Source organism: Candidatus Nitrosopumilus sp. (genome assembly GCF_965263415.1).
GTDB lineage: Archaea > Thermoproteota > Nitrososphaeria > Nitrososphaerales > Nitrosopumilaceae > Nitrosopumilus.
On record NZ_OZ253671.1, the window covers coordinates 1,379,861 to 1,399,507 of the forward strand.

Annotated in this window: 25 protein-coding genes and 1 tRNA gene; 13 read left to right on the forward strand and 13 right to left on the reverse strand. The window is 32.0% G+C overall.

What is annotated here, in order from left to right:
* The first annotated feature begins 23 nt into the window (after positions 1-23).
* On the forward strand, positions 24-350 hold the full coding sequence (locus tag ACQY22_RS08910) for a hypothetical protein (protein ID WP_428325544.1): 327 nt from the start codon (positions 24-26) through the stop codon (positions 348-350).
* 158 nt (positions 351-508) lie between these two features.
* Here ACQY22_RS08910 and ACQY22_RS08915 read toward each other — a convergent pair whose 3' ends face one another.
* The 9 genes from ACQY22_RS08915 to ACQY22_RS08955 all read right to left on the reverse strand — a co-directional run bounded on the left by ACQY22_RS08915 (position 509) and on the right by ACQY22_RS08955 (position 4,399).
* Positions 509-886: a hypothetical protein gene (locus tag ACQY22_RS08915; RefSeq protein WP_428324337.1), complete on the reverse strand. Its 378-nt coding sequence runs from the start codon at positions 884-886 to the stop codon at positions 509-511.
* A 63-nt stretch (positions 887-949) separates the two neighbouring features.
* Positions 950-1,126: a hypothetical protein gene (locus ACQY22_RS08920; RefSeq protein ID WP_428324338.1), complete on the reverse strand. Its 177-nt coding sequence runs from the start codon at positions 1,124-1,126 to the stop codon at positions 950-952.
* Between the two features lie 21 nt (positions 1,127-1,147).
* Positions 1,148-1,381, reverse strand: coding sequence for an Lrp/AsnC ligand binding domain-containing protein (locus ACQY22_RS08925; protein ID WP_428324339.1), 234 nt, complete (start codon positions 1,379-1,381; stop codon positions 1,148-1,150).
* Between the two features lie 52 nt (positions 1,382-1,433).
* Positions 1,434-2,081 carry a nitroreductase family protein gene (locus tag ACQY22_RS08930; protein WP_428324340.1) on the reverse strand — a complete coding sequence of 216 codons (648 nt, stop codon included), beginning with the start codon at positions 2,079-2,081 and terminating at the stop codon, positions 1,434-1,436.
* Positions 2,082-2,119: 38 nt separating this feature from the next.
* Positions 2,120-2,305 carry a hypothetical protein gene (locus ACQY22_RS08935; protein ID WP_428324341.1) on the reverse strand — a complete coding sequence of 62 codons (186 nt, stop codon included), beginning with the start codon at positions 2,303-2,305 and terminating at the stop codon, positions 2,120-2,122.
* Positions 2,306-2,343: 38 nt separating this feature from the next.
* Positions 2,344-2,425, reverse strand: a tRNA-Ser gene (locus ACQY22_RS08940).
* A 40-nt stretch (positions 2,426-2,465) separates the two neighbouring features.
* Positions 2,466-2,729 (reverse strand): hypothetical protein, encoded by a 264-nt coding sequence (locus ACQY22_RS08945; protein ID WP_428324342.1) that lies wholly within the window; start codon positions 2,727-2,729, stop codon positions 2,466-2,468.
* A gap of 12 nt (positions 2,730-2,741) precedes the next feature.
* Positions 2,742-3,392 carry a response regulator transcription factor gene (locus ACQY22_RS08950; RefSeq protein ID WP_428324343.1) on the reverse strand — a complete coding sequence of 217 codons (651 nt, stop codon included), beginning with the start codon at positions 3,390-3,392 and terminating at the stop codon, positions 2,742-2,744.
* On the reverse strand, positions 3,389-4,399 hold the full coding sequence (locus ACQY22_RS08955; RefSeq protein WP_428324344.1) for a matrixin family metalloprotease: 1,011 nt from the start codon (positions 4,397-4,399) through the stop codon (positions 3,389-3,391). The genes ACQY22_RS08950 and ACQY22_RS08955 overlap by 4 nt, the downstream gene beginning before the upstream one ends.
* A gap of 137 nt (positions 4,400-4,536) precedes the next feature.
* Between ACQY22_RS08955 and ACQY22_RS08960 the strand changes: the two genes are divergently transcribed.
* Genes ACQY22_RS08960 through ACQY22_RS08975 form a run of 4 tightly spaced genes read left to right on the forward strand, consistent with a single transcriptional unit; the run spans position 4,537 to position 8,855 of the window.
* Entirely contained in the window at positions 4,537-5,436 is a 900-nt protein-coding gene (locus tag ACQY22_RS08960; protein ID WP_428324345.1) for a TrmB family transcriptional regulator, read from the forward strand.
* On the forward strand, positions 5,406-6,236 hold the full coding sequence (locus ACQY22_RS08965) for a hypothetical protein (protein ID WP_428324346.1): 831 nt from the start codon (positions 5,406-5,408) through the stop codon (positions 6,234-6,236). Before ACQY22_RS08960 ends, ACQY22_RS08965 begins: the two co-directional genes overlap by 31 nt.
* A 39-nt stretch (positions 6,237-6,275) precedes the next feature.
* Positions 6,276-7,298, forward strand: coding sequence for a flap endonuclease-1 (fen, locus tag ACQY22_RS08970; protein WP_428324347.1), 1,023 nt, complete (start codon positions 6,276-6,278; stop codon positions 7,296-7,298).
* 42 nt (positions 7,299-7,340) lie between these two features.
* The gene (locus tag ACQY22_RS08975) at positions 7,341-8,855 is read left to right on the forward strand and encodes a tyrosine-type recombinase/integrase (RefSeq protein WP_428324348.1); all 1,515 of its coding nucleotides are present in this window, start codon (positions 7,341-7,343) and stop codon (positions 8,853-8,855) included.
* 6 nt (positions 8,856-8,861) lie between these two features.
* On the opposite strand, the gene ACQY22_RS08980 is transcribed toward ACQY22_RS08975, so the two are convergent.
* Positions 8,862-10,124, reverse strand: a complete 1,263-nt coding sequence (locus ACQY22_RS08980; protein WP_428324349.1) for a hypothetical protein — start codon at positions 10,122-10,124, stop codon at positions 8,862-8,864.
* 58 nt (positions 10,125-10,182) lie between these two features.
* Between ACQY22_RS08980 and ACQY22_RS08985 the strand changes: the two genes are divergently transcribed.
* The 4 genes from ACQY22_RS08985 to ACQY22_RS09000 all read left to right on the forward strand — a co-directional run bounded on the left by ACQY22_RS08985 (position 10,183) and on the right by ACQY22_RS09000 (position 13,457).
* Entirely contained in the window at positions 10,183-10,356 is a 174-nt protein-coding gene (locus ACQY22_RS08985) for a hypothetical protein (protein WP_428324350.1), read from the forward strand.
* A complete protein-coding gene (locus ACQY22_RS08990; RefSeq protein WP_428324351.1) occupies positions 10,353-11,330 on the forward strand; it encodes a hypothetical protein in 978 nt (325 codons plus the stop codon). Before ACQY22_RS08985 ends, ACQY22_RS08990 begins: the two co-directional genes overlap by 4 nt.
* Before the next feature lie 8 nt (positions 11,331-11,338).
* A complete protein-coding gene (locus ACQY22_RS08995) occupies positions 11,339-11,620 on the forward strand; it encodes a hypothetical protein (RefSeq protein WP_428324352.1) in 282 nt (93 codons plus the stop codon).
* A gap of 538 nt (positions 11,621-12,158) precedes the next feature.
* A complete protein-coding gene (locus ACQY22_RS09000) occupies positions 12,159-13,457 on the forward strand; it encodes a CFI-box-CTERM domain-containing protein (protein ID WP_428324353.1) in 1,299 nt (432 codons plus the stop codon).
* An 83-nt stretch (positions 13,458-13,540) separates the two neighbouring features.
* On the opposite strand, the gene ACQY22_RS09005 is transcribed toward ACQY22_RS09000, so the two are convergent.
* Positions 13,541-14,368, reverse strand: a complete 828-nt coding sequence (locus tag ACQY22_RS09005) for a hypothetical protein (protein WP_428324354.1) — start codon at positions 14,366-14,368, stop codon at positions 13,541-13,543.
* A gap of 6 nt (positions 14,369-14,374) precedes the next feature.
* Here ACQY22_RS09005 and ACQY22_RS09010 point away from each other — a divergent pair, with 6 nt between their 5' ends.
* Both ACQY22_RS09010 and ACQY22_RS09015 read left to right on the forward strand, forming a co-directional pair.
* Positions 14,375-14,572, forward strand: a complete 198-nt coding sequence (locus ACQY22_RS09010; RefSeq protein WP_428324355.1) for a hypothetical protein — start codon at positions 14,375-14,377, stop codon at positions 14,570-14,572.
* Positions 14,573-14,685: 113 nt separating this feature from the next.
* Entirely contained in the window at positions 14,686-14,874 is a 189-nt protein-coding gene (locus ACQY22_RS09015) for a hypothetical protein (protein WP_428324356.1), read from the forward strand.
* 27 nt (positions 14,875-14,901) lie between these two features.
* Here the strand turns inward: ACQY22_RS09015 and ACQY22_RS09020 are convergent, their stop codons facing one another.
* Entirely contained in the window at positions 14,902-16,884 is a 1,983-nt protein-coding gene (locus ACQY22_RS09020) for a DUF2254 family protein (protein ID WP_428324357.1), read from the reverse strand.
* Positions 16,885-17,067: 183 nt separating this feature from the next.
* Between ACQY22_RS09020 and ACQY22_RS09025 the strand changes: the two genes are divergently transcribed.
* Complete coding sequence (locus tag ACQY22_RS09025; protein WP_428324358.1) at positions 17,068-17,322, forward strand: hypothetical protein; 255 nt, start codon at positions 17,068-17,070, stop codon at positions 17,320-17,322.
* 189 nt (positions 17,323-17,511) lie between these two features.
* Positions 17,512-18,798, forward strand: coding sequence for a hypothetical protein (locus ACQY22_RS09030; RefSeq protein WP_428324359.1), 1,287 nt, complete (start codon positions 17,512-17,514; stop codon positions 18,796-18,798).
* 8 nt (positions 18,799-18,806) lie between these two features.
* Here the strand turns inward: ACQY22_RS09030 and ACQY22_RS09035 are convergent, their stop codons facing one another.
* On the reverse strand, positions 18,807-19,454 hold the full coding sequence (locus ACQY22_RS09035) for a hypothetical protein (RefSeq protein ID WP_428324360.1): 648 nt from the start codon (positions 19,452-19,454) through the stop codon (positions 18,807-18,809).
* Positions 19,455-19,647 lie beyond the last annotated feature (193 nt).

Consider the following 19,647-nt stretch of genomic DNA (forward strand, 5'->3'; position numbering starts at 1 on the left):
CGACAAAATACGTTATGAGTGATATGAGATTTATCCTAATTGGGATAGGTCTAACTTTTGTAGGATTTATTGTGTTAGGAGTTATGGGAAGCCAATATCAAGCTGCTACATTTGAGGAAAATGAATTTGGAACATGTTACGAATATTTTGAAGATAAACCTCCACAGCAGGTTAATTGTTCATTTAAGATAATGGATCAGACAGTATTTTTTGCACTCGTGATAGGATTGCTAGGAGCAGGAGTAATTGCATTAGTTAAAGGTGCAAGAGGAGATTGGGACAGTAAAGTAAAACCAGAAGATGTTGTAGGTCCTGGAAATTCACAAAATGAAGATTCTGAAGGAAAATAAGACTAGCAAGTTTTTTTAGATTTTATTTTTGCATATACTTCAGGTTCATCTTCTTCCAATCTTTGAAAATATACTTCTTCATAGGGCATTTTTATCAATACATAATCACCAAATTTGCTTTTAAGCTTAAAGAACAATTTCTACGTAACTAGGCTCAGTTAGGAGGATTCAATAATTTGTTTCATGTTGTTGACCAGTTCTCCAATCTCTTCTACTCGTTTATTGAATTGTTCATCAGTTAATTCATCTGGTTTGTTTAGAGTAAGCAAAATTTCAGAATATTCCCCATTAGAAACAACCCTCATAGGAACATCCCATATAGATTCTTCATCAATATATTGATGGTCTAAAATTCCAAGGGATTTATTTTCGTTGAATTTTAGTTTTGACTTACCATGAGGTCCAGTAAAAGACCACCATCCATCATCATGGAATTTAGCATCAGGCATCATTTTAGGGGGTAATTGTAAAATTGCATCAAAAGCATCACCTGTTTTTTTCTTTACAGTAATAGTGATTGTTCTAGATCTTGGCACGGTTTTAAAATCAATTAATGATTAAAAAGGATATAGTAGTAATGACACGAGTCTATTTGAAATCTATTTGTTAAGAAACTCTTTGATTTTTTTTAAATTTTCAACATTTGATTCATGAAACATGACCATGGATTCAGCAAGAGAATTAGGTAATACTGTTTTGAGATTATCGACTAATTCATCCCCACTAGTTATCATATTATCAATGAGTTTATCTATCTCATTTTTCTCGTCAGCCATCTAAATTAGATTAACGTTAATCTAATTATCTTTTTTTATGAGAGTTGCAGTAGAGCGAACTTTGGGCAATTTTTGAATATTCCATGAAACGATTTCTCGGATCTTCTCAAAATTCTCGGCTTGTAATTTGACTAGCATATCATGAGTTCCAATAGTTTCAAAGACATCTACAACTTGTTCAAGTTCTTTGAGTTTTTCAATAATTTCAGCCTCTGCGCCTAATTCACAATTTAGCATAACGTATGCATCAGTCATGAATCTAACAAATAGTATTCGTTATTTAAAGATGGATGATTTTAGGTATAGCTTACCATGTTACATGAACCAAGTCTTTGAGATTTCGTCTTGGTTTTGGGAATTTTGTTTGTTTAGGATATCCAATACACAATACAGAAGAAGGTACCAAATCAGTTCCAATGACATCCATTACTTTTTGTTCATCAAACATTCCAATCCAAATTGAACTCAATCCCAAAGCCTGTGCAGCCAATTGAGAGTATCCAGCAGCCAAAGTAGCATCTTGAATAGCAAATTTCTTTAAAACGTATTCAGGAAAATCAAATTTCACTCTAGAAGGATTTTTGCAGAAAACCAATACAACTGGAGCATTAACATACGGTTGGTTGTTACATGCTTCAATTAGTTGTTTTTTCTTTTCAGGGCTTTTTATGTAAAAAATTTCAAACCCCTGATAGTTTCCAGCAGTAGGAGCAGTATCAGCTGCTGCAATAATTTTATCAATTTTTGCAGTTTCAACAGGTTTGTCTAAAAATTTTCTTGTAGAACGTCTCTTTGCCATAACTGCAAACAAATCGGTATCAACAACTTCAGTTGGTCCAGATTTCAAAATGAAGTCAATTAGTTGGTTTCTTACATTTGGATCAGTTGATTCAGGAGTTGTTTCAGGCTGATAACCTAATGGATAAATTTTTTCTTCTTTTATGTCAGGACCCATGAAAGAATTAGAGAAAATAAGTATTAAAGAATTTGAAATTATTCTGCTTCAAATTTATCGCAGCCAGAAGTACAAGGTTTATTCATTACACCTTCACACTTTCCCGTTGCATCATGCATGATTCTGTGATGACCACAAATTTTGCATTTTTCTCTAAAATGTAAAATCAGTTCGTCAGTTGAAACGTCTGATTGTTGGATCTGTGATTCAGTTTCTTTAGTCATATGAATTCTCTTTGAATCGACTTTAAAAATTATAAATACGCCGGAAGAGAGATTTGAACTCCCGCACGCTTGCGCGTAGCCGTTTTCGAGACGGCCGCCTTACCGCTTGGCTATTCCGGCAATTAATCTAAAATTTTCTCCATAATAAAGCAAATCAGAACTAAGACTTTTTATCAATATCAAATAATTCATCATTAAATCTTTTTTTGATTTGATCTTTAGTTTGATTCCATTCCTCATCAGAAACAGTATCAGTGAAAATAGAATAAAATCCAGAAAAATCCACGTTTAGAATTGATTTTATCTCTTGCTTTTCAGATTCTGAAAAAGGAAAATAAGAGACTATTTTAGAAACAATATCAGAATCGTACTTTATTTCAAATATTTTATCTTGTAGATGTATAGGGAAACTAATTTTTGACATTTTTTCAAAGGATCATTCATGTAAATTTGAAATAAAGTTTTTAGTTGAATTATGCGAGGATATTTCTTTCATGTTAGATCGAAGTGAGTGTAGAATATTATCGTATGATTCACCAAACAAATCTTGTAAAACATGTTTGAGATCTTCAGGATTGTCATAACAATCATCTAATGTTAGGTTATAGTCTTTTTGAAGAATAGAAATTACTTTGTCCAGTTCATCATGGCCCAATTCAAGTAGAGTATTTTTTAATGCCAAAGTAGTCATAGTTTTTTGCATGTTTTCTAATTCATCTTTAGGAGGCAAACAAAAGCGATGTGTGTTTTGAATTATTTCATCAACATCAAGAGGTTCGCGAAATACAAAAGAAGGATTCAATCGATTCATCTTCATCTCAGATTTCAAGGACATTTTTTCAACAATTAAAAAAACTATCGCATTAGGGTTAATTTCTCTAATTTTTTCTAATGCATACAATCCATCATAAACTGGCATTGAGACATCAAGGTATACAACGTCAGGTTTTAATTTTTGAAATAGAAATAATGCTTCTTGGCCATTATGGCCCTTACCTACAATTTGGATATTATGAGTGGTCAAAAGTTCACAAAATAGGTCAAGTGTCTCTTTTTCATCATCTACAACTAATGCACGTATGCTCATTTCTTACATACCGCCAATCCTGATTCGTGCCCATTATACAATACACGCATAGCATCCACATTGCATTCTGAAATATAAGGAAATTCAGTCGATATTGTAGGGGCCATCAGATCTTCTGGATCGGTAGAATGTCCTAGTCCTAAAGCATGTCCAAATTCATGTCTTACGATTGTTGCCAATTCAGAAGCATCCAAGTTATCAACATCATAAATTGTGATATATGATTTTAATATTTCACCATCCTGTATGACAGATCGAGTATATCCAGTAAAGCCATCAGTATCAATCAGATTTGAAAAATTGATTATGATGTGACCTTCACCGTTTACGGATTGGAAAATATTAAAGATTGTAGGAACCGTGTAAGCTGTGTCAGTTTTTGCAGCTTCTTTCATTGCACCAGCCCAACCTAGAAAATATACAGATTCAGAGCCAGGAGGCCCTCGATTAATAATATGATCATCTAACAATATAGAATCTGTAGAGTTAATGACTTTAAGTACCGCATTATGTTGTTGAGGTGTTAAAACATCACCATTAATTAAATTAACATTTAATGCATCATCATCTAATATTCTCCAGGACTTTACAGTATCTATTGTATCACCACGTAAATTTTCAATTAAAAATTTTGTTTTCATAGGAGAATCAACTACAACAGCGTCAGCTAAAACATTATCGACTAGAAAATAATTATCAATCAAAAAAGGAATCATCATTGAGAAAAATATCAATGAGGAAAAGAGCATCAAATGTTTAATTGAAAGTATTTTACTATCAAAACTAAATTTTAAAGAATTTTGATTATGTTTTTTATTATTTTCAAAGTGAGATTCATGGGTTGAATCATTTAATGAATTAATTTCAAAGTCATCAATTTGTGAACTAGTTTTTGTTAATTCATGTTGTAAAAATTTAGCCTTTCTTCGAAGTAACAGAAATTGTTGATTTTCAATTTCATCTAAGGCACGAATATAGTCCTTTTTAGCAAGGCTTTTCTCAACCATGTAGTTTGAAGAACAATATCAATTAAGAGCAGTTGTATGTAATTTTTCGAACAGACAAAAATGGGCAAAAGAGCATAATCGAATCAAATATCAAAGTATGAGCCTAAGGGTTTAGTAAATTATCAAAGTAATGCCAAATGCGATCAAAATTATCAACAATTCTTCACATGCAGATGATAAATCAAAGTAATGCCCAGAAATGGGAAATGGTCACAGGCACGAAGAGTGTAATACTAGATGAAAGTCAGGATTTATCACTAGAGAATATTGAAAAATCCTTTGAAAAAATCCAAGTAGAATTAGAGAAATTTGGGCTTTCTACAAATCAATCCAAAGTATACATGTTCTTAGGAAAATATGGAACTAAAACAGCATCAGAGATCAATCAGGCATTAAAAATTCCTAGAACAGAGACATATCATATTTTGTCAACTTTACAAAGTAAAGGAATTGTATCTGCAATGTTTGGGCATCCCGTAAAGTTTACAGCGATAGAAATTACAAACGCAATGACGCAAATAATTAATTCTGAAAAACAAAAAATTAGAAAATTAGAGAATCAAAAAACATCATTGATCAAACTATGGAAAACAGTTCCAGTTGGAAACAATGAAGAAAATATTGAAGAGAAGTTCCAAATGCTTCAAGGAGAAAATCAAATTAATTCAAAAATTAATGAAATGACAAATACGCAAAAAGAGATACTAATAATCGGAAATGAAAAAGACTTTGCTGATTTTTATCATACAAATATCTTAGACAATATAGAAAAGTTAAAAAAATTCAGAATACTAACAACATCTACAAAAATAAATTATGTGTATGAAAATATAAACAAGGAGAATGTCAAAGTTCTACCAGAACAAATCACAGACAATTTATGTTATATCATAAAAGATAATGAGGTGTTATTTTATTTAAAAAATAATTCAAAAAAAGAATCAACTGCAATGTGGACAAATTCTAGCGCCATGAATTATTCAAAGAAACTACTTTTTGAAGAATTATGGGAAAAATCAAAGGAGATGAAAAAATGACACATAATTTGAAAAAACAAGATACAGTGGGAATCATAGCTGCAATTGCAATCACAATAGTTTCAGTTGGATTTGCAATGGTCGGAAACACACCAGTAGATATGCCTCAAAAACAAGCAGAAAATATAGAGATAATAGGATTTGGAGGCATTACAGATGCTAAAGAAAGTATCAAAATTTTACTTGAAAGCAAATCAATTGATCTAGATACATCAAACGGATTCATTAGAGGAAATGTAGTGTATGAAGGATTTCAACCACAGATGGGATTAGTCATTCTACAAGTATTTTCACCTACAGGCGATAAAGTCAATGAATCAGAGTTACAACTTAGACAAAGAGGAAATGATGTGTATGAAGCAGACTTTACTCAGTATTTTGACAAAAGTGACTTTTTAAACAATAATGAAAAAACAGGCCAGTACATGATGCGAATTAGCACAGAACATGGAATGTTAGCAAAACAAACACCATTTAGTGTAATCATGTCAAGTCAGGAACAGCCAAAAATAAACAAAGTCTTGATGGAATCAAGTGAAGAAATAGGATTAGGAGGCATTTTGCCTGAGAAAAATGCCAGGACAGGATTCGATGTAGGAATTATGGAAAAGGATCTAGAAAATACAATACTAAAAAAATACCTTACCAAAGTTCTCAAAGGATATCATAGTGGAGAAATTTCAAAAGATGATGTAGAAAAATTAGCAGAATTTAAGAGCATTGATTGTAATTTTACTGATCAGACATCTCAAAATAAAGATGTCTTACAGTTATCATGTGAAATAATACCTGAAAACTAATCTTAACATCAAAATACCATTAAAGAATAACAATAACTCATGGGATTAAATCTAAAAGATTTAGTTGTCAGAGAGAAAACAACATTAGAAGCATTTTCAAACAAAATAATTGCAATTGATGCATACAATGCCATCTATCAATTTTTAGCAAGTATAAGAGGACCTGATGGATTACAATTATCCGACTCAGAAGGCAGAATTACTAGTCATCTTAGTGGGCTACTATACAGAAATGTGAATTTTCTATCTCTAGGGATAAAACCAGTTTACGTATTTGATGGAAAACCACCATCTCTAAAAACAGCGGAAATTGAGCGTAGAAAACAAATCAAAATGGATGCCACAATAAAATACGAAAAAGCAATTGCAGATGGAAACATGGAAGATGCCAGAAAATATGCTCAACAAACCACAAGTATGAAAGACGGGATGGTAAAAGAATCAAAACAACTTTTAACATATTTTGGAATACCATACATCGAAGCTCCCTCAGAAGGAGAGGCAACTGCAGCTCATCTTACAAACACAGGTCAAGCATATGCTTCAGCAAGTCAAGACTTTGACTCTATTTTATGTGGAGCAAAAAGATTGATAAGAAATTTCACAAACAGTGGTAGAAGAAAAATTCCAAACAAAAATACATACATTGACATTGTTCCAGAAATTATTGAGACACAAAAAACATTAGATTCATTAGAATTAACCCGTGAGGAATTAATTGATGTTGGAATTTTAATTGGTACAGACTTTAATCCAAATGGATTTGAAAGGGTCGGTCCAAAAACTGCACTAAAAATGATCAAACAACATTCAAAGTTAGAAGATATTCCACAAATTCAAGAACAGTTAGGAGAGATTGATTATCAAGAAATCAGAAAAATATTTTTGAATCCTGAAGTTGCAGATGTTAAAGAAATTATTTTTGAGAATGTAGACTATGAAGGAATGACCAATTACCTTGTAAAAGAAAGAAGTTTTTCTGAGGACAGAGTAAATTCAACATTAAACAGATTAAAAAAAGCACTAGAAAAGAAAAGTCAAAACTTGGATCAATGGTTTTAGTTAACAAATTCATCTTTTATACTTTGCAATTTGACTATTTTCATGGTCAAGCAATACTACAAGGTTCTCAAAAAATTCAAGAAAGAAAATGACTATGGTATCAAAATCAGACCGCAGTATGCCAGTTGCCTATCAATGCTAAAGGTAGGTCAAAGGATTAACCAAAAGGACTTTGCAACAGAGTTTGGGCATAAATTTACAAAGAAAAATACGCAAAAGGCGCGAGAAGAGGCAGTCTATCACGCATTTGCAGTGGGCAAAAAGATAGGAGTTTTGCGAGTAATGTCAGTTACGGAGTTGGGCTATTCCATGCCATATGACGAGTTTGTCAAGCTAGAGACAGTAGCCTATTTTATGAAACAGCATAGAGGTAGCAGGCTCAAAAATATTGATTCAAAGAGCCATCAGGGAACAAGAGGAACATATGCATACAGACTATGGAAGTTCAACAACTGGATAGATGGAAGAGAGGCAGAGTTTACAAAGATATTTCCATCAGGCAAGGATACATTCAAACAAAAAATTCAAAAAGTAAAACTAAAGGGAGTCGAAGACTTGTTGCACCACTATACGCAACCCCTAAGCCAAGAACGAGAGTTTGTAAAAATAATCAAAGAGTATCTGCTTGATTCAGAGAATGCAGACCAAAGCGACAAATCAATGAAGGTAATTGCAAATGCAATCAAATCATACTTTGAAAAAAATGACATGTCAATTAACTTCAAGTACAATGCAAAAGCAGGACATACAACACCAGAAGACAGGGAGGATTCAGCAAGTCTAAACCTTGATGAGTTGATGCAGTTGTTTACGGTAGGAAATCCAACACTAGTTCAAAAGACGGCATTGCTTTGCAAATTTCACAGAGGACTAGACACATCAACCCTAATTGACAGGTTTAACTTTGAAGCTTGGTCGCAACTAGCAGAATGCTTTGGAACAGAGAACTACAAAAAGTGGGATACAAAGTTGTGTCCAGTTCCAGTAAAGCTAACAAGAATAAAGACAACATATCCGCATACAGGATTTTTGGACAAGGACGCAATTGATTCGCTTGTAAAGTATCTAGATTACAGAAAAAAGCAGACAGGAAAAGAGATGAGCGAGGATCAAGCATTGTTCCTTACAGAAAAAAAGAAACCAATTACAAAAGAATGGGTAATTACCACGCTAAAGAAACTGCGAAAGAACGCGGGATTAGATGAAAAGTTATCCGGTTACATGTCTACAAGATACAGGATTAATTCTCACGAGTTTCGAGATTTGCTCAAATCCATATTAATGGATAGCGAGGTTCGTCCAGATGTATGTGAGCACCTGATTGGTCACAAACCTAGGGACTCCTATGAAAAACAGGCAGAGTTGTTCTCAAGAACGCTTAGAAAAGAATACTCCAAAGCCAGCCGACGAATCAACATATTCTCAAACTTTTCAAGCATGGCAAAAGGTGAAAGCAACGCAGATGTCATGAATGAGAAGGTTAGAAAACTAGAAGAGAACATGGCAAAGATGCAAAAAAGGATAGAAAGAACAAACAGCCTCAGGCGTAAAAAATAGTATTTTCTAGTCGTATTTTGATGACTCGTTTGGAAATAATAGATCTAATGATTCCCTTCCTTCTTTTGGATCAATCCATTCTTTTGATTTGAAAATTTCTTCATCATGTTTCAAATCATATTCTATGATCTGTTGTTCTCTCTTGGTGAAAATACCTAATGACAAAAATAATTTTGTATAGTAAATTTTAATGTGTAATGCATCATCCACATCTTCTTCATCATTTGAAAATGTTTTGACAAGGTTTATTGCAAGAGAGTTGTCAAAGCCATATTCATTTTTAATCTCATTTTCTTTATCTCGGGTTGTAACAAAATTATCGTTTAATCGAAGTATTCTTTCAATATCTTGTGTATCCAATACATCCTCGTAATCATCTTCATCATCATCACAATAAAAATCTCTTATGACTTGGGAGATTATTTTTTGCTCTCTACATGAGTCTAATTCCATGTTTTTTGTAAATCGTTTGCTTATGGTATAGTAATACCTACCAAGAATTTTCAAAAATTCTACTTCAACTTGGGGCATTGTTGGTGCCCTCACCAAACCAATGAATACTGCTGAATCTATAGGAGCTGTTGTCTGAATTGTTTTTTTAAGTTCTTTTGAAACAGTAGTTGTATTTACATATCCCTCACTTAAAATGTTCAATGCTTGCAAAAAAGTGGGCGTTAAAATTTTAATGCACTTTTCTTTAATTTGTTTTGAGTGTTTCCTTTTTGGCGAATTTAGATAGTGAGTCAAAAATATCCCAAGTTCTTTTAGAAGATCATGTCTTGCCATGTGTGATCTTAATATGATGTACGAATTAGATTCCCCAAAAGATGTCTTTTCTGAATGAATTATATCTGAATACAAAGAAGTGTTTTGTCCATATCCTGTCATGGGGGGAATTTTTTCGCTATTGTGGATTTTTTTTAAATTTGGAAGCGGAATAAAACAATCTCCCAGCTCAGGGTATTTTTTGATCAAATTCAATAGATTTCTAATTGATTTGAATTTCTCCTTTAATCTTACAAGTGATTGATTTTCAGGAGTTGGAAAACAAATAGGGTTAATTTTGCCTTTGGGTGTTATCATTTGTATGATATTTGCTTTCTTTGGGTCTGCCATCTCATCAAAATACTCGTAAAAAGTTACTCGTGAGGCAATTCCCGCTTCTTGCAGTATTCTAACTAGTTCGTTTTTTGTGATTCCCGTCAACTCGTATTCCGATAAGACATCGCTTATCTTTTCAAATATGGCTTGTTTTTTTGATGCCGTCATTATGTATAGGTGTATATATACTTCATGCATTATAAATGATTTTTCTTAAAAATCCAACATGAGAAAAAATGTCTCAAACACAATGGAATACGAATGCGAATGTGCTAAAGAAAAAAAGTACAAAGTGGTATTTGATGGAGGAGATACAGGAAAGTACATTGTAGAGTATTGTCAAAAATGCTATGATTCTGATGATATGAAATTCATGGTTATAACTGAGGTGATTCTATGAAAGTAACAGATCAATGTAACAACCATAGTATTAACAGCCTTTCACCAACACTAAAAGAATTTGCAAAGAAGATACAAAGAAAGAACAGACTGGGGCATGACGTTTGTGTTAGAGATTTTCCAGAATTAAAAGCAGGTACGTTTAGACAGAGAATTGGAAGGTTAAAAGAAAAAGGATTGATCATAAATACCTCTAAAGGAACGTTTTGTTATTACAAAATTAGAGGAGAATACACAGGTAAAACAAAAAGAAGTGTAACAAAGGAGGGTATGGTGGTCGGAACCAACATGCAAGAGATCATTAATGAAGCAAGCAAACAAATTCCTACAATTCATGATATCAAAATAAAATTCCCTTCAAAACAACTTTACAAAAATTTGCTAGAGAAAGGAATGCATCCAAATCCTTCAAACAAGGGCATATTTCTTGAAAAACAAACTCTTGTAAAAGATATCTATGCAAAGATTGCAGTTTATCCCGAAATTGTTGCTATTGACTTGTCTTGCACATGGAATCCAATCATCTATGACATCCGTGGCGCACAAGAATTTCTAGGGCACATGGAAATTCTTCGAGCTTTTCTATTTCACAACTACAAAACTTACGACATGCCAAACAGTCTTGATTGGATTGTAACTTATTATCATCTTAACCAAGACGGACAAACAGAATTTTCAGGTGAATCATTTCATAGAACTATCTCTGATATGGTTGGCGGATTTATCAGAATTTATGCCAAGAAATTCCCAGATGGGACAACTAGGATGCGTTTGGAGCGCATAATCACGCCTGAATGTAGTGTAAAAACCCAAGTAAATGACATGCAAAATGTGGGAAAGTATCTTGAGTCAGACAAGAGAGATATTTCAAATATTATGTCTTCAGAAATTCTCAGTTTTAATCAATTTGCCAAAACCGTTGAAAGACTGTCTTTAATGTACAATCCATCCCAAGGAGGATTTTTCTCACTTTAGGTGGCAATATGGTGTACAGGCGTTTTCATCATGAAAAATATGACCAATGTGAAGATGAAGAGTGTACTGCACTAACTGCACATGTGAGAATTGATGGAAAGTGGACTAGAATAGGGTATTACGGTTCAGAGTGCAAACAATTTTCCACATTAAATTTAGAACAAGAAAGAGAAGATAGGAGAATAAAACGACAAGCAAGAATGTTGACAGATTTAGTGAAAAAATCAAAGAAAATGTCCCTTGATGAAGTCAAAGACTCCATAAAACGTTTGAATGAACATGATGAATAATGGAATTTTTGTTATAATCCCTACATATTTTTAGATAAAATATTTTTTCCATACAAGATGTAACATCTTGTAATATCTTATTTTCTATGCTGATCTAAAAAAATACGTATATGTAATTAGTGATTAACTAATGTGTGATTCCCGTACACCAAATCTTTGGTTGCAATAATTGCGGAAATATTTTCCATGTTCGTAATAACCGATTACAACGTTGCCCTCAATGTGGCTCTGGTCTTAATCGTGCACAAAAACTTGAATGGGTAATATGATGACAATAGGACTAATCTAGATAAATTTTCAAGTAATCTTTCTATCTTTAACTAATCGAGCGCATTGTTCAAAACCATGACTTCTGTTTCTGAATCTCCCCGTCTTGGATTCTGAATCAATCCAATTTACTATGTCTGATTCTACTGTCAGAGTTATCTTGTGCTTCATAAGATAAAATAAGATTTTATATGATTTAATAAAGACAAGATAACATCAGATATTATAAGATGTTTTTAGGCATAATACAGACGAGGTTTGTTTAAAGTCCATGACTTTGGTTTTATCATTATGGGTAATCACAGTAGTTGCTTTGCTAATTCCAAATACGGTTTTTGGACAATATTCCTCAGAGGGTTTAATTGAAATAATTGGTCTTTCAAACCATTATTCTGTTTCTGAACCAGTAGAAATTCAAGTCAAAGTAACAGATGTTTCCTTTGATTGTGGGGATCTTTATGTAACAATTTACTCATCAGACAAAATGGATGTTATTAATCAAGATGGGTTTTTTGATCAATGTTTTGAACAAGATAGAATATTACCAATCAAAGAGCATTTCTCCAAAATCATTGATACATCTGGTTCCTATGTAATAAATGCAGAAATGATTTCAAAAGAATTAAAGCGAATATCAATAGAAGAAACTTTCACTGTTGGAACAACATATGAAACAATAACGCCAGAACCAACGTGTGGAGAGGGAACAATAAAAGTTGACGGAATATGTCAAGTATATTCAAAGTCTAAACAAGAAATAAAGTCTTCAAAATTCATTGATCTAAAAACTCTTCTACCTGACGACTATCAACATAAAGAAGTAAGTCATCATGAGGATGATGATTACAAATACATCAAAATGTATTCTGGTAAAGATGAAAAATGGTACACGGTATATCTATGGCAATCATCAAATCCCAAAGATCTGCCAGATCGTATGAACTATCAAATTAGTCAATTCTATGGAAATACATTTACTGAAAAATATCCTGGAATATCGGGAAACTGTTGGATAGTTCATACAGGAAGTTATCCTAGTCCCGAAAGTTTGAGATTAGCTGGAACAAAATCTATTGGTTGTATTTCAAATGATTTTGCCTTTCTAGTATTTGGAGAACAAGGACAGCATGCATGGGAAGAACCCATTGAAATTTCAAAATCAATTCTGAATAAAATGAACAGTTTTATGCTATCTTCCTCAGGTGGAGGTTGTCTAATTGCCACCGCCACATATGGTACGGAACTTGCACCCCAAGTACAACAACTACGAGAAATCAGGGATACCAAATTACTCAAATCAGAATCAGGAATACTATTTATGAAAAGTTTCAATGAATTTTACTACTCGTTCTCTCCGTTCATTGCAGATATTGAAAGAGAAAACTCTGTTTTCAAAGAGATAATAAGAATTGGAATAACTCCCATGCTGTATTCACTATCTATAATATCCCTCGCAGATTCTGATGAGGAGATCTTAGGTTTTGGAATAAGTGTTATTTTATTAAATATCGGAATGTATTTTGGATTTCCCATAACCCTTGTGATGATTTTAAGATATAGGTTGTATTGATTCTGTTTGTGTTATGTTTCCAACAAAATTATCTATATTATTTTTTTAAAACACACTCTAAAAAATCAGCGACATGCAGATTATCATGATTCGCAACCAATCCCATCATTGTCCCTGTCAAACCCGTGAGGATCAGAGCCAATGACTCTAAAGTTAGTGTATCGGATATCTCCACAGTTCAAGTCTGGAGGATAAGGTGCAATACATACATCAGGATATGATGGATCACAGTTTAGAGTACTTGTACTTCTACTGGATAATTCAATTTTTACACTTGCACTGTTTTCATCGCTACCATAACTTGCTGTAATCGTATAAGTGCCATCATATTTCCACATTGAACCTGATGTGTTTATGTTAGTTTCAAAACTACCATCACGTGCTACTGTTAATTGGTCTTGAGTTGCTCTGGAATTTAATGGGTTGATAACTGTAATTGTAATTGGAAATCCAGATACTTTTTCAACTTTTCCCGTAATGACAATCCTTTCATCATGACCATAGTCTGTTCTATCTGTCCAGATAGATACACGGTTAGAGTTGGCTTGATTTGCTACTTCTCTTGCTTCTTCCATGCTACATCCCACACATGCTGGATCTTGTTCTCCTCGGTCTGGTTCATGTGTTGGTTCTACTGAATTTAATTTAGAACGTAATTCTGAATTTTCTGCTTTTAATTTAACGATTTCATTTTCTAATTCTTGGATTTTGGGAACTTTGATTATTTCATTATTGACCAGAAATGAAATACTTTCTCCAAACTCATCATCATCAATATTTCCCTCTGCCCAAAAGTTTGCAACTCCTTTAAACCAAGAGGGGATTTCATAGTTTGATTGTGCAGAAATGGATGTAACTGAAATTCCAACAAAAATAATGAGAATTAACGGTAAAGCGTTATTCTTTTTCATAATAGAATGATTTTCTTCTTTGTTCTAAAGTCTTACGACAAACCGTCATATTTTCACGTACCAATTGGAAATATCACAACTGATGCCGATTGTGATCTAGATGTAATTCCCATTGGCAACGTAGAAGATACTGTAACAATGGAACCAGATAATTTGGAAAAAACAGAGTCAGTTACAGTCACTATTGAAACATGTGGACCATGAACAGTGTTTAATCCAGAATACAATGCATGTGTTCTAGAATAATTTTTTCTAATTTGTATAATTTACAATACATATGTCAAAACACCTTTAAACAATTAACATGTAATCCGCTTATGGAACTAACTCTAACTCAATTGGAAATGATTCGAGCATATGAAGAAATAAGTAAAGCACAAGAGGATTTTTTAACAATTTTACCCCATGATTCCATAGATGCTGAAATTCGTAGAAAATTAAAAATTAGATGTGAAAAACAAATTCAAAATTTTATGAAATATCCGGGATTGACAGTTCCTTTCTAAACAATTTCTCATTTGTATTGCCTAAGTCTACTCAATCTTTCTTTTAGCATCTTTTCTAATTTTTCTTATTTTGGATATGATGTCCTCAAACTCTTTTCCGTTCTCTGGATTTACTATTTGAGACAAATCATCATATGTTTTGTATTTTGATCTGAATTGATCATATTCCCCAATCTCATACCTTCCATAATCTGATGATGGATCAGTCATTTCTCTCCCAAATTTCTCTCCCAATAATTCTTCAAAATCCAGATACTTGTCTGCAATTTGAATTGAAATTTCGTCATGTTTAGAAGCAATTCCATAACATCCTACAGTATCTAATGATCTCAATATTCTTAATGCTGAATATTTACTATCATCATCTTTCAGAATGTTTTGTGACATGATTGACATCAAATCTATACCATTTTCTGCCACTTCATCATATCCATTATCGTAACAATTCACAATCACTTCTGAAATTCTGTGTTTCACACTACTCAACACTGTCCTATTTTCTTTATCTTGTAATGAGGCTAGTATCGAAATGATTCCTCTTAATTCTTCTGTATGTTTTTGTTCAATTGTTTTGTATTCTTGTGGAGCTATAAATCCTGCTATGACGGTTAGACAATCTGCACAGGTACTTGCCATAACCACTTGACCGCTTTCTTTTGCAGCTCTACCTAATCTTCCTACTAATCCGATTAAATTTGAAATTGTTTTTTTTGTAAATTCTTCCCTATACCGTGTCTCGAATCTCTCGTAATCTCCATTCTTGACTTGCAAACATTCGATTACACATGGAATTACACCATTATCTGTAATATCTGTAAATCCTCCCATCAAACTCATATCATTAATTCTATGTTTCTCAAATTCTTCTAACATTTTTGCAAGCAATTCAATACTTTCTTTTATTGTATATTTTTCTCCAAGATTTTTAATTAAAGTTCTAATAATTTTGAATGATTCATGCATTACGATATTAGGAATAAAAAAATCTCTTCTTTGAATAGACACCATTGCAAGTTTAGTTATACTGTCTATTACCAGATGTTCATGGCGAAAATTTTTAGCTGATAAATTACCTAATTCTCCCATTGCTCTAATTGCGTTAGCACTTAAATCATATTCTTCTTTAATGAGCAGTTTTTTAGCAAATTCGTTTAAGTGATAAATGCATAAATGTAATGGCTGATTTGTGGCAAATTGAGTTTCAAATGCACGTATGTTATTTGTAAAAATTTCTCCTGATTTTTTGTATGTTGTAAACAAATCTTCTAGTAATATTTTCTCGTTTTTTTGCAAACCTTCATTTGAATATGATTTTAAATCCTCGAGTATTTTTTCTATAAATTTATCACTTGGCCATTCATAATCAGGAATAATTTTTAAATAATTTTCAAAGATTGTAGGATATACATACAAACTAGCTCTACTAGTATCAAAATCTCCTTTTCTCTCTGATTGTAAAATTATTTGTCTAAGGGTTAATTCATACATGTGGATTTTTGAAACTAAGTTTGGATCATTTGCCAAGATTGAATGTAAAGCAACTGTGGGTACAGCTTTTGCAGCAAATTCATATCTTCCAGAAGTTTCTAACTTTGAATTTTCTTCCATTTTTTCTTTTAATTTTTTTGGAATTTTTCTACATTCACTAATTATATCATTTTCAATGTCTTTGACAATTGAAATTGGATTTATTTTTTCGAATGTATACAAAAAGAATATTGCAAGTAGTCCTAACGTATTTCCAAAATAAAATAAATTCAGCAATGATGTTTTCCAACTGAATACTAAACTTATGCTTAGAAAAAATATTATGAAAATACTATATGTCAAAGTAAACCAAAATTTTTTATCATTTTTGAAATTGCTAAGAACTGTTGGAGTATAACTTGATGCAGCATGTTGCACAACTAGAATAGATATTGCAAAAACAATTGCCACTATTGCAGCAGTTGCTTCTATTGATGATGACAGAAATGTATTTTGTTGTTCTAAATCACTTTGTTGATCCAAAAACCATACTATTGGAGTAAAAATAAGATTGAATGTTATGAAACTGACATAAAATTTAGGAAAACTAAGTATTTTCATATTCATATTATATGAAATTAGAACTAAAAATATACTTTGAATATCACCTAAACTAACATTTTAGATCTAAAATCCTCTTAAATAACACAATTATTTACTAGTATTGTGAATTATGATGAATTAATTACCGCCATTGATTCTGTTGTGAAAAATGTGAATACTGCTTATCACCAATGGACTATTGGAATAACCGATAGGCCAACTGAACGTAAATCTGAACATGATGATCCTAGAACTTGGCAAATCTGGGAAACTGATTCTGAAAAAATTGGAAGAGATGTTGAAGAATACTTCAAATCATTAGGAATGAATGGTGATGTGGGCGGTTCAGGTAATGCGGGTTTTATCTATATTTTTTAATAATTATAATTCAGTAAATTGGGATCTAAAATTACAACAAAACATGAAACTTGTGTCTAGTTAGAAGATAATGATAACTTCTTTTATTACTTTAACACAGTATTAAAATCCATTACTAATCTAATTATTTTATTCTGATATACAATACTTTGTCGCAATGCTTAAGAAAACATAACTTGATGAGGGATTGTGGTTGATACTGTACCTAAATGGTTAATTCAGGCAGCTGTTGTATCTATCAGCGCATTGACATTTATTTTTATCATATCTGTGGAATCATTATCTCCCAAATCTGATTTAGAACTTACAATTTTAGAATGGAAAAATTATGATAATGATAGATCAAAAATAGATTTAATAATAAAAAATGTAGGAACGTTATCTGCAAATAACATAATTGTCGTACTTGAACCTGACTCTAATTATATCTTAAAAAATTTCAATTCTACAGAATCAATTCCTCTAGAAAATAAAACCCCAAAAAATTTTAGAATTGAAATTGATAGATTATCTCCTTCATCTTTTTCAATAATTAATTTAGAGGGAGATTATAATGTAAATCCAAAAAAAATTTCTCTTTTTTCAGATGGTGATCCAAAATTCTTAAACATCTTAGATTCTGAGAGAAGTTTTGGTGCAACTACTATAGATATTGTTGAAAATATAAGTGGTGTAGTACAAGTGTTAATTGTAATAGGTATTTTCTCAATAGTATCGACACATTATTTTTTAACATATTACAAAGAATCATTTAGAAAACATTATCTTGATTCGTATGATATAGAACATGTATCCTACGATGTTTATCGAGTTATTTGGGGGTTAATTGTTTTAAGTGCATTTGTAGGACTTTCAGTTGGACTTGGGTATTATACATCAACTACATATTACATGAATTATGGAATTGACAAACTTAATCATTTTGTTTTAAATGAACAAATAAAACCGGATGTATTTTTTGTTGTACCTCCATCTTCCACGGTTATTGTTCTGATGATGTTTGTTGGAATAATCATTTCTATTGTGGTGTCTTCGCCGAGAATGTATCTACCACGTTTTTATTGGTTCTTAAAACCCAAAACTGTAGATCATGTAACTTTATTACAAATCCACAATTCGTGGTTAAAACCAAATGAGTATAATTTATTTGCAAATGTAAAATATGATGGGAAGAAGAAAGAAATCTTTACAGTAACTAATGGTACAAAAATAATAGGATTGCTTTCAACTAAAGAAATTAAAATTGTAACCGAGTCAGGCAAGCAAACATTCCAGGAAATATTTTTGGACTCATCGATTGAAAAACCACCATTTGTTAAGGAGAAGATCAAACGGGAAAATTTTTGTGAAATTTTACAAGATGAAACATTATCTAATTTAAAAGATAAAATGGAAAATTCAAGATGTAGATTTGCAGTAATAAGAAACAACGATAATAAAATTGTCGGTATTGCAGATTATGATTTGATATTTTGAATCTAAATTCATGATGATTTTGGATAATAGTATGTCAATCTTGAAAAAATCTTTGATTTTATCATTATTGTGTCGTTGTTATCTGTATGTAAATCATGTTCTCGTTCATATTCTTCATCGCGCCAACTTTTGATGTCTAAAAATGTGTTTGAGTATCGATAATAATCTGGCAAATCAATAGACATGTCTGTTGCAATCTCCCTAGTCCAAGCTAGATTATTTAGCACATAAAGTCCTGCAAGTGACTCAAGAATATGCCTTAATCTTATGGTTTCAATTCCAAATGGTAATTCGTGTTTAGCTTTATTGTATTTATTCCACCATTCTGGAGAGGGTTCTTTGAATGGTTGAATTGTGGAATGATCAAGTTTACATTTTACTTTTTGATACGCTAACATTCCGTCACAATTAAGAGCATTATAATATTCTGGAAAGTTTTTTGTTTTTGGTTTAATGCCCAGATCTTTTAATAAAATTTGTAACATTGTATCAACTTGTGCACCTAATGTGTGAATCATATTGAAAAATCGTGGAGAGTAAATTTCATCTATGGGGTTCTTTCCAACAGGTATTATTTCATTAAATTCTAAAAATTGTCTTTCTACATCTTGATAGAATGGTTCCATTTCGGGTAATGGATGTTTTTCTATTATCATCACCAAAGTAAAAAATAGAATAATCCTATTTAAAATGAAAACTTTGTCAGTACATTTCTTCGTAATCTAACCTATATTTGCTAAAAAATCGAAGAATTAGATTCAGATTACATTAAAGAGATTATGGATGAATCTTTAATCGCTTTGGATATGGAAATCATCATTTTGACAAGAATGGAGATTTATTTTAAGA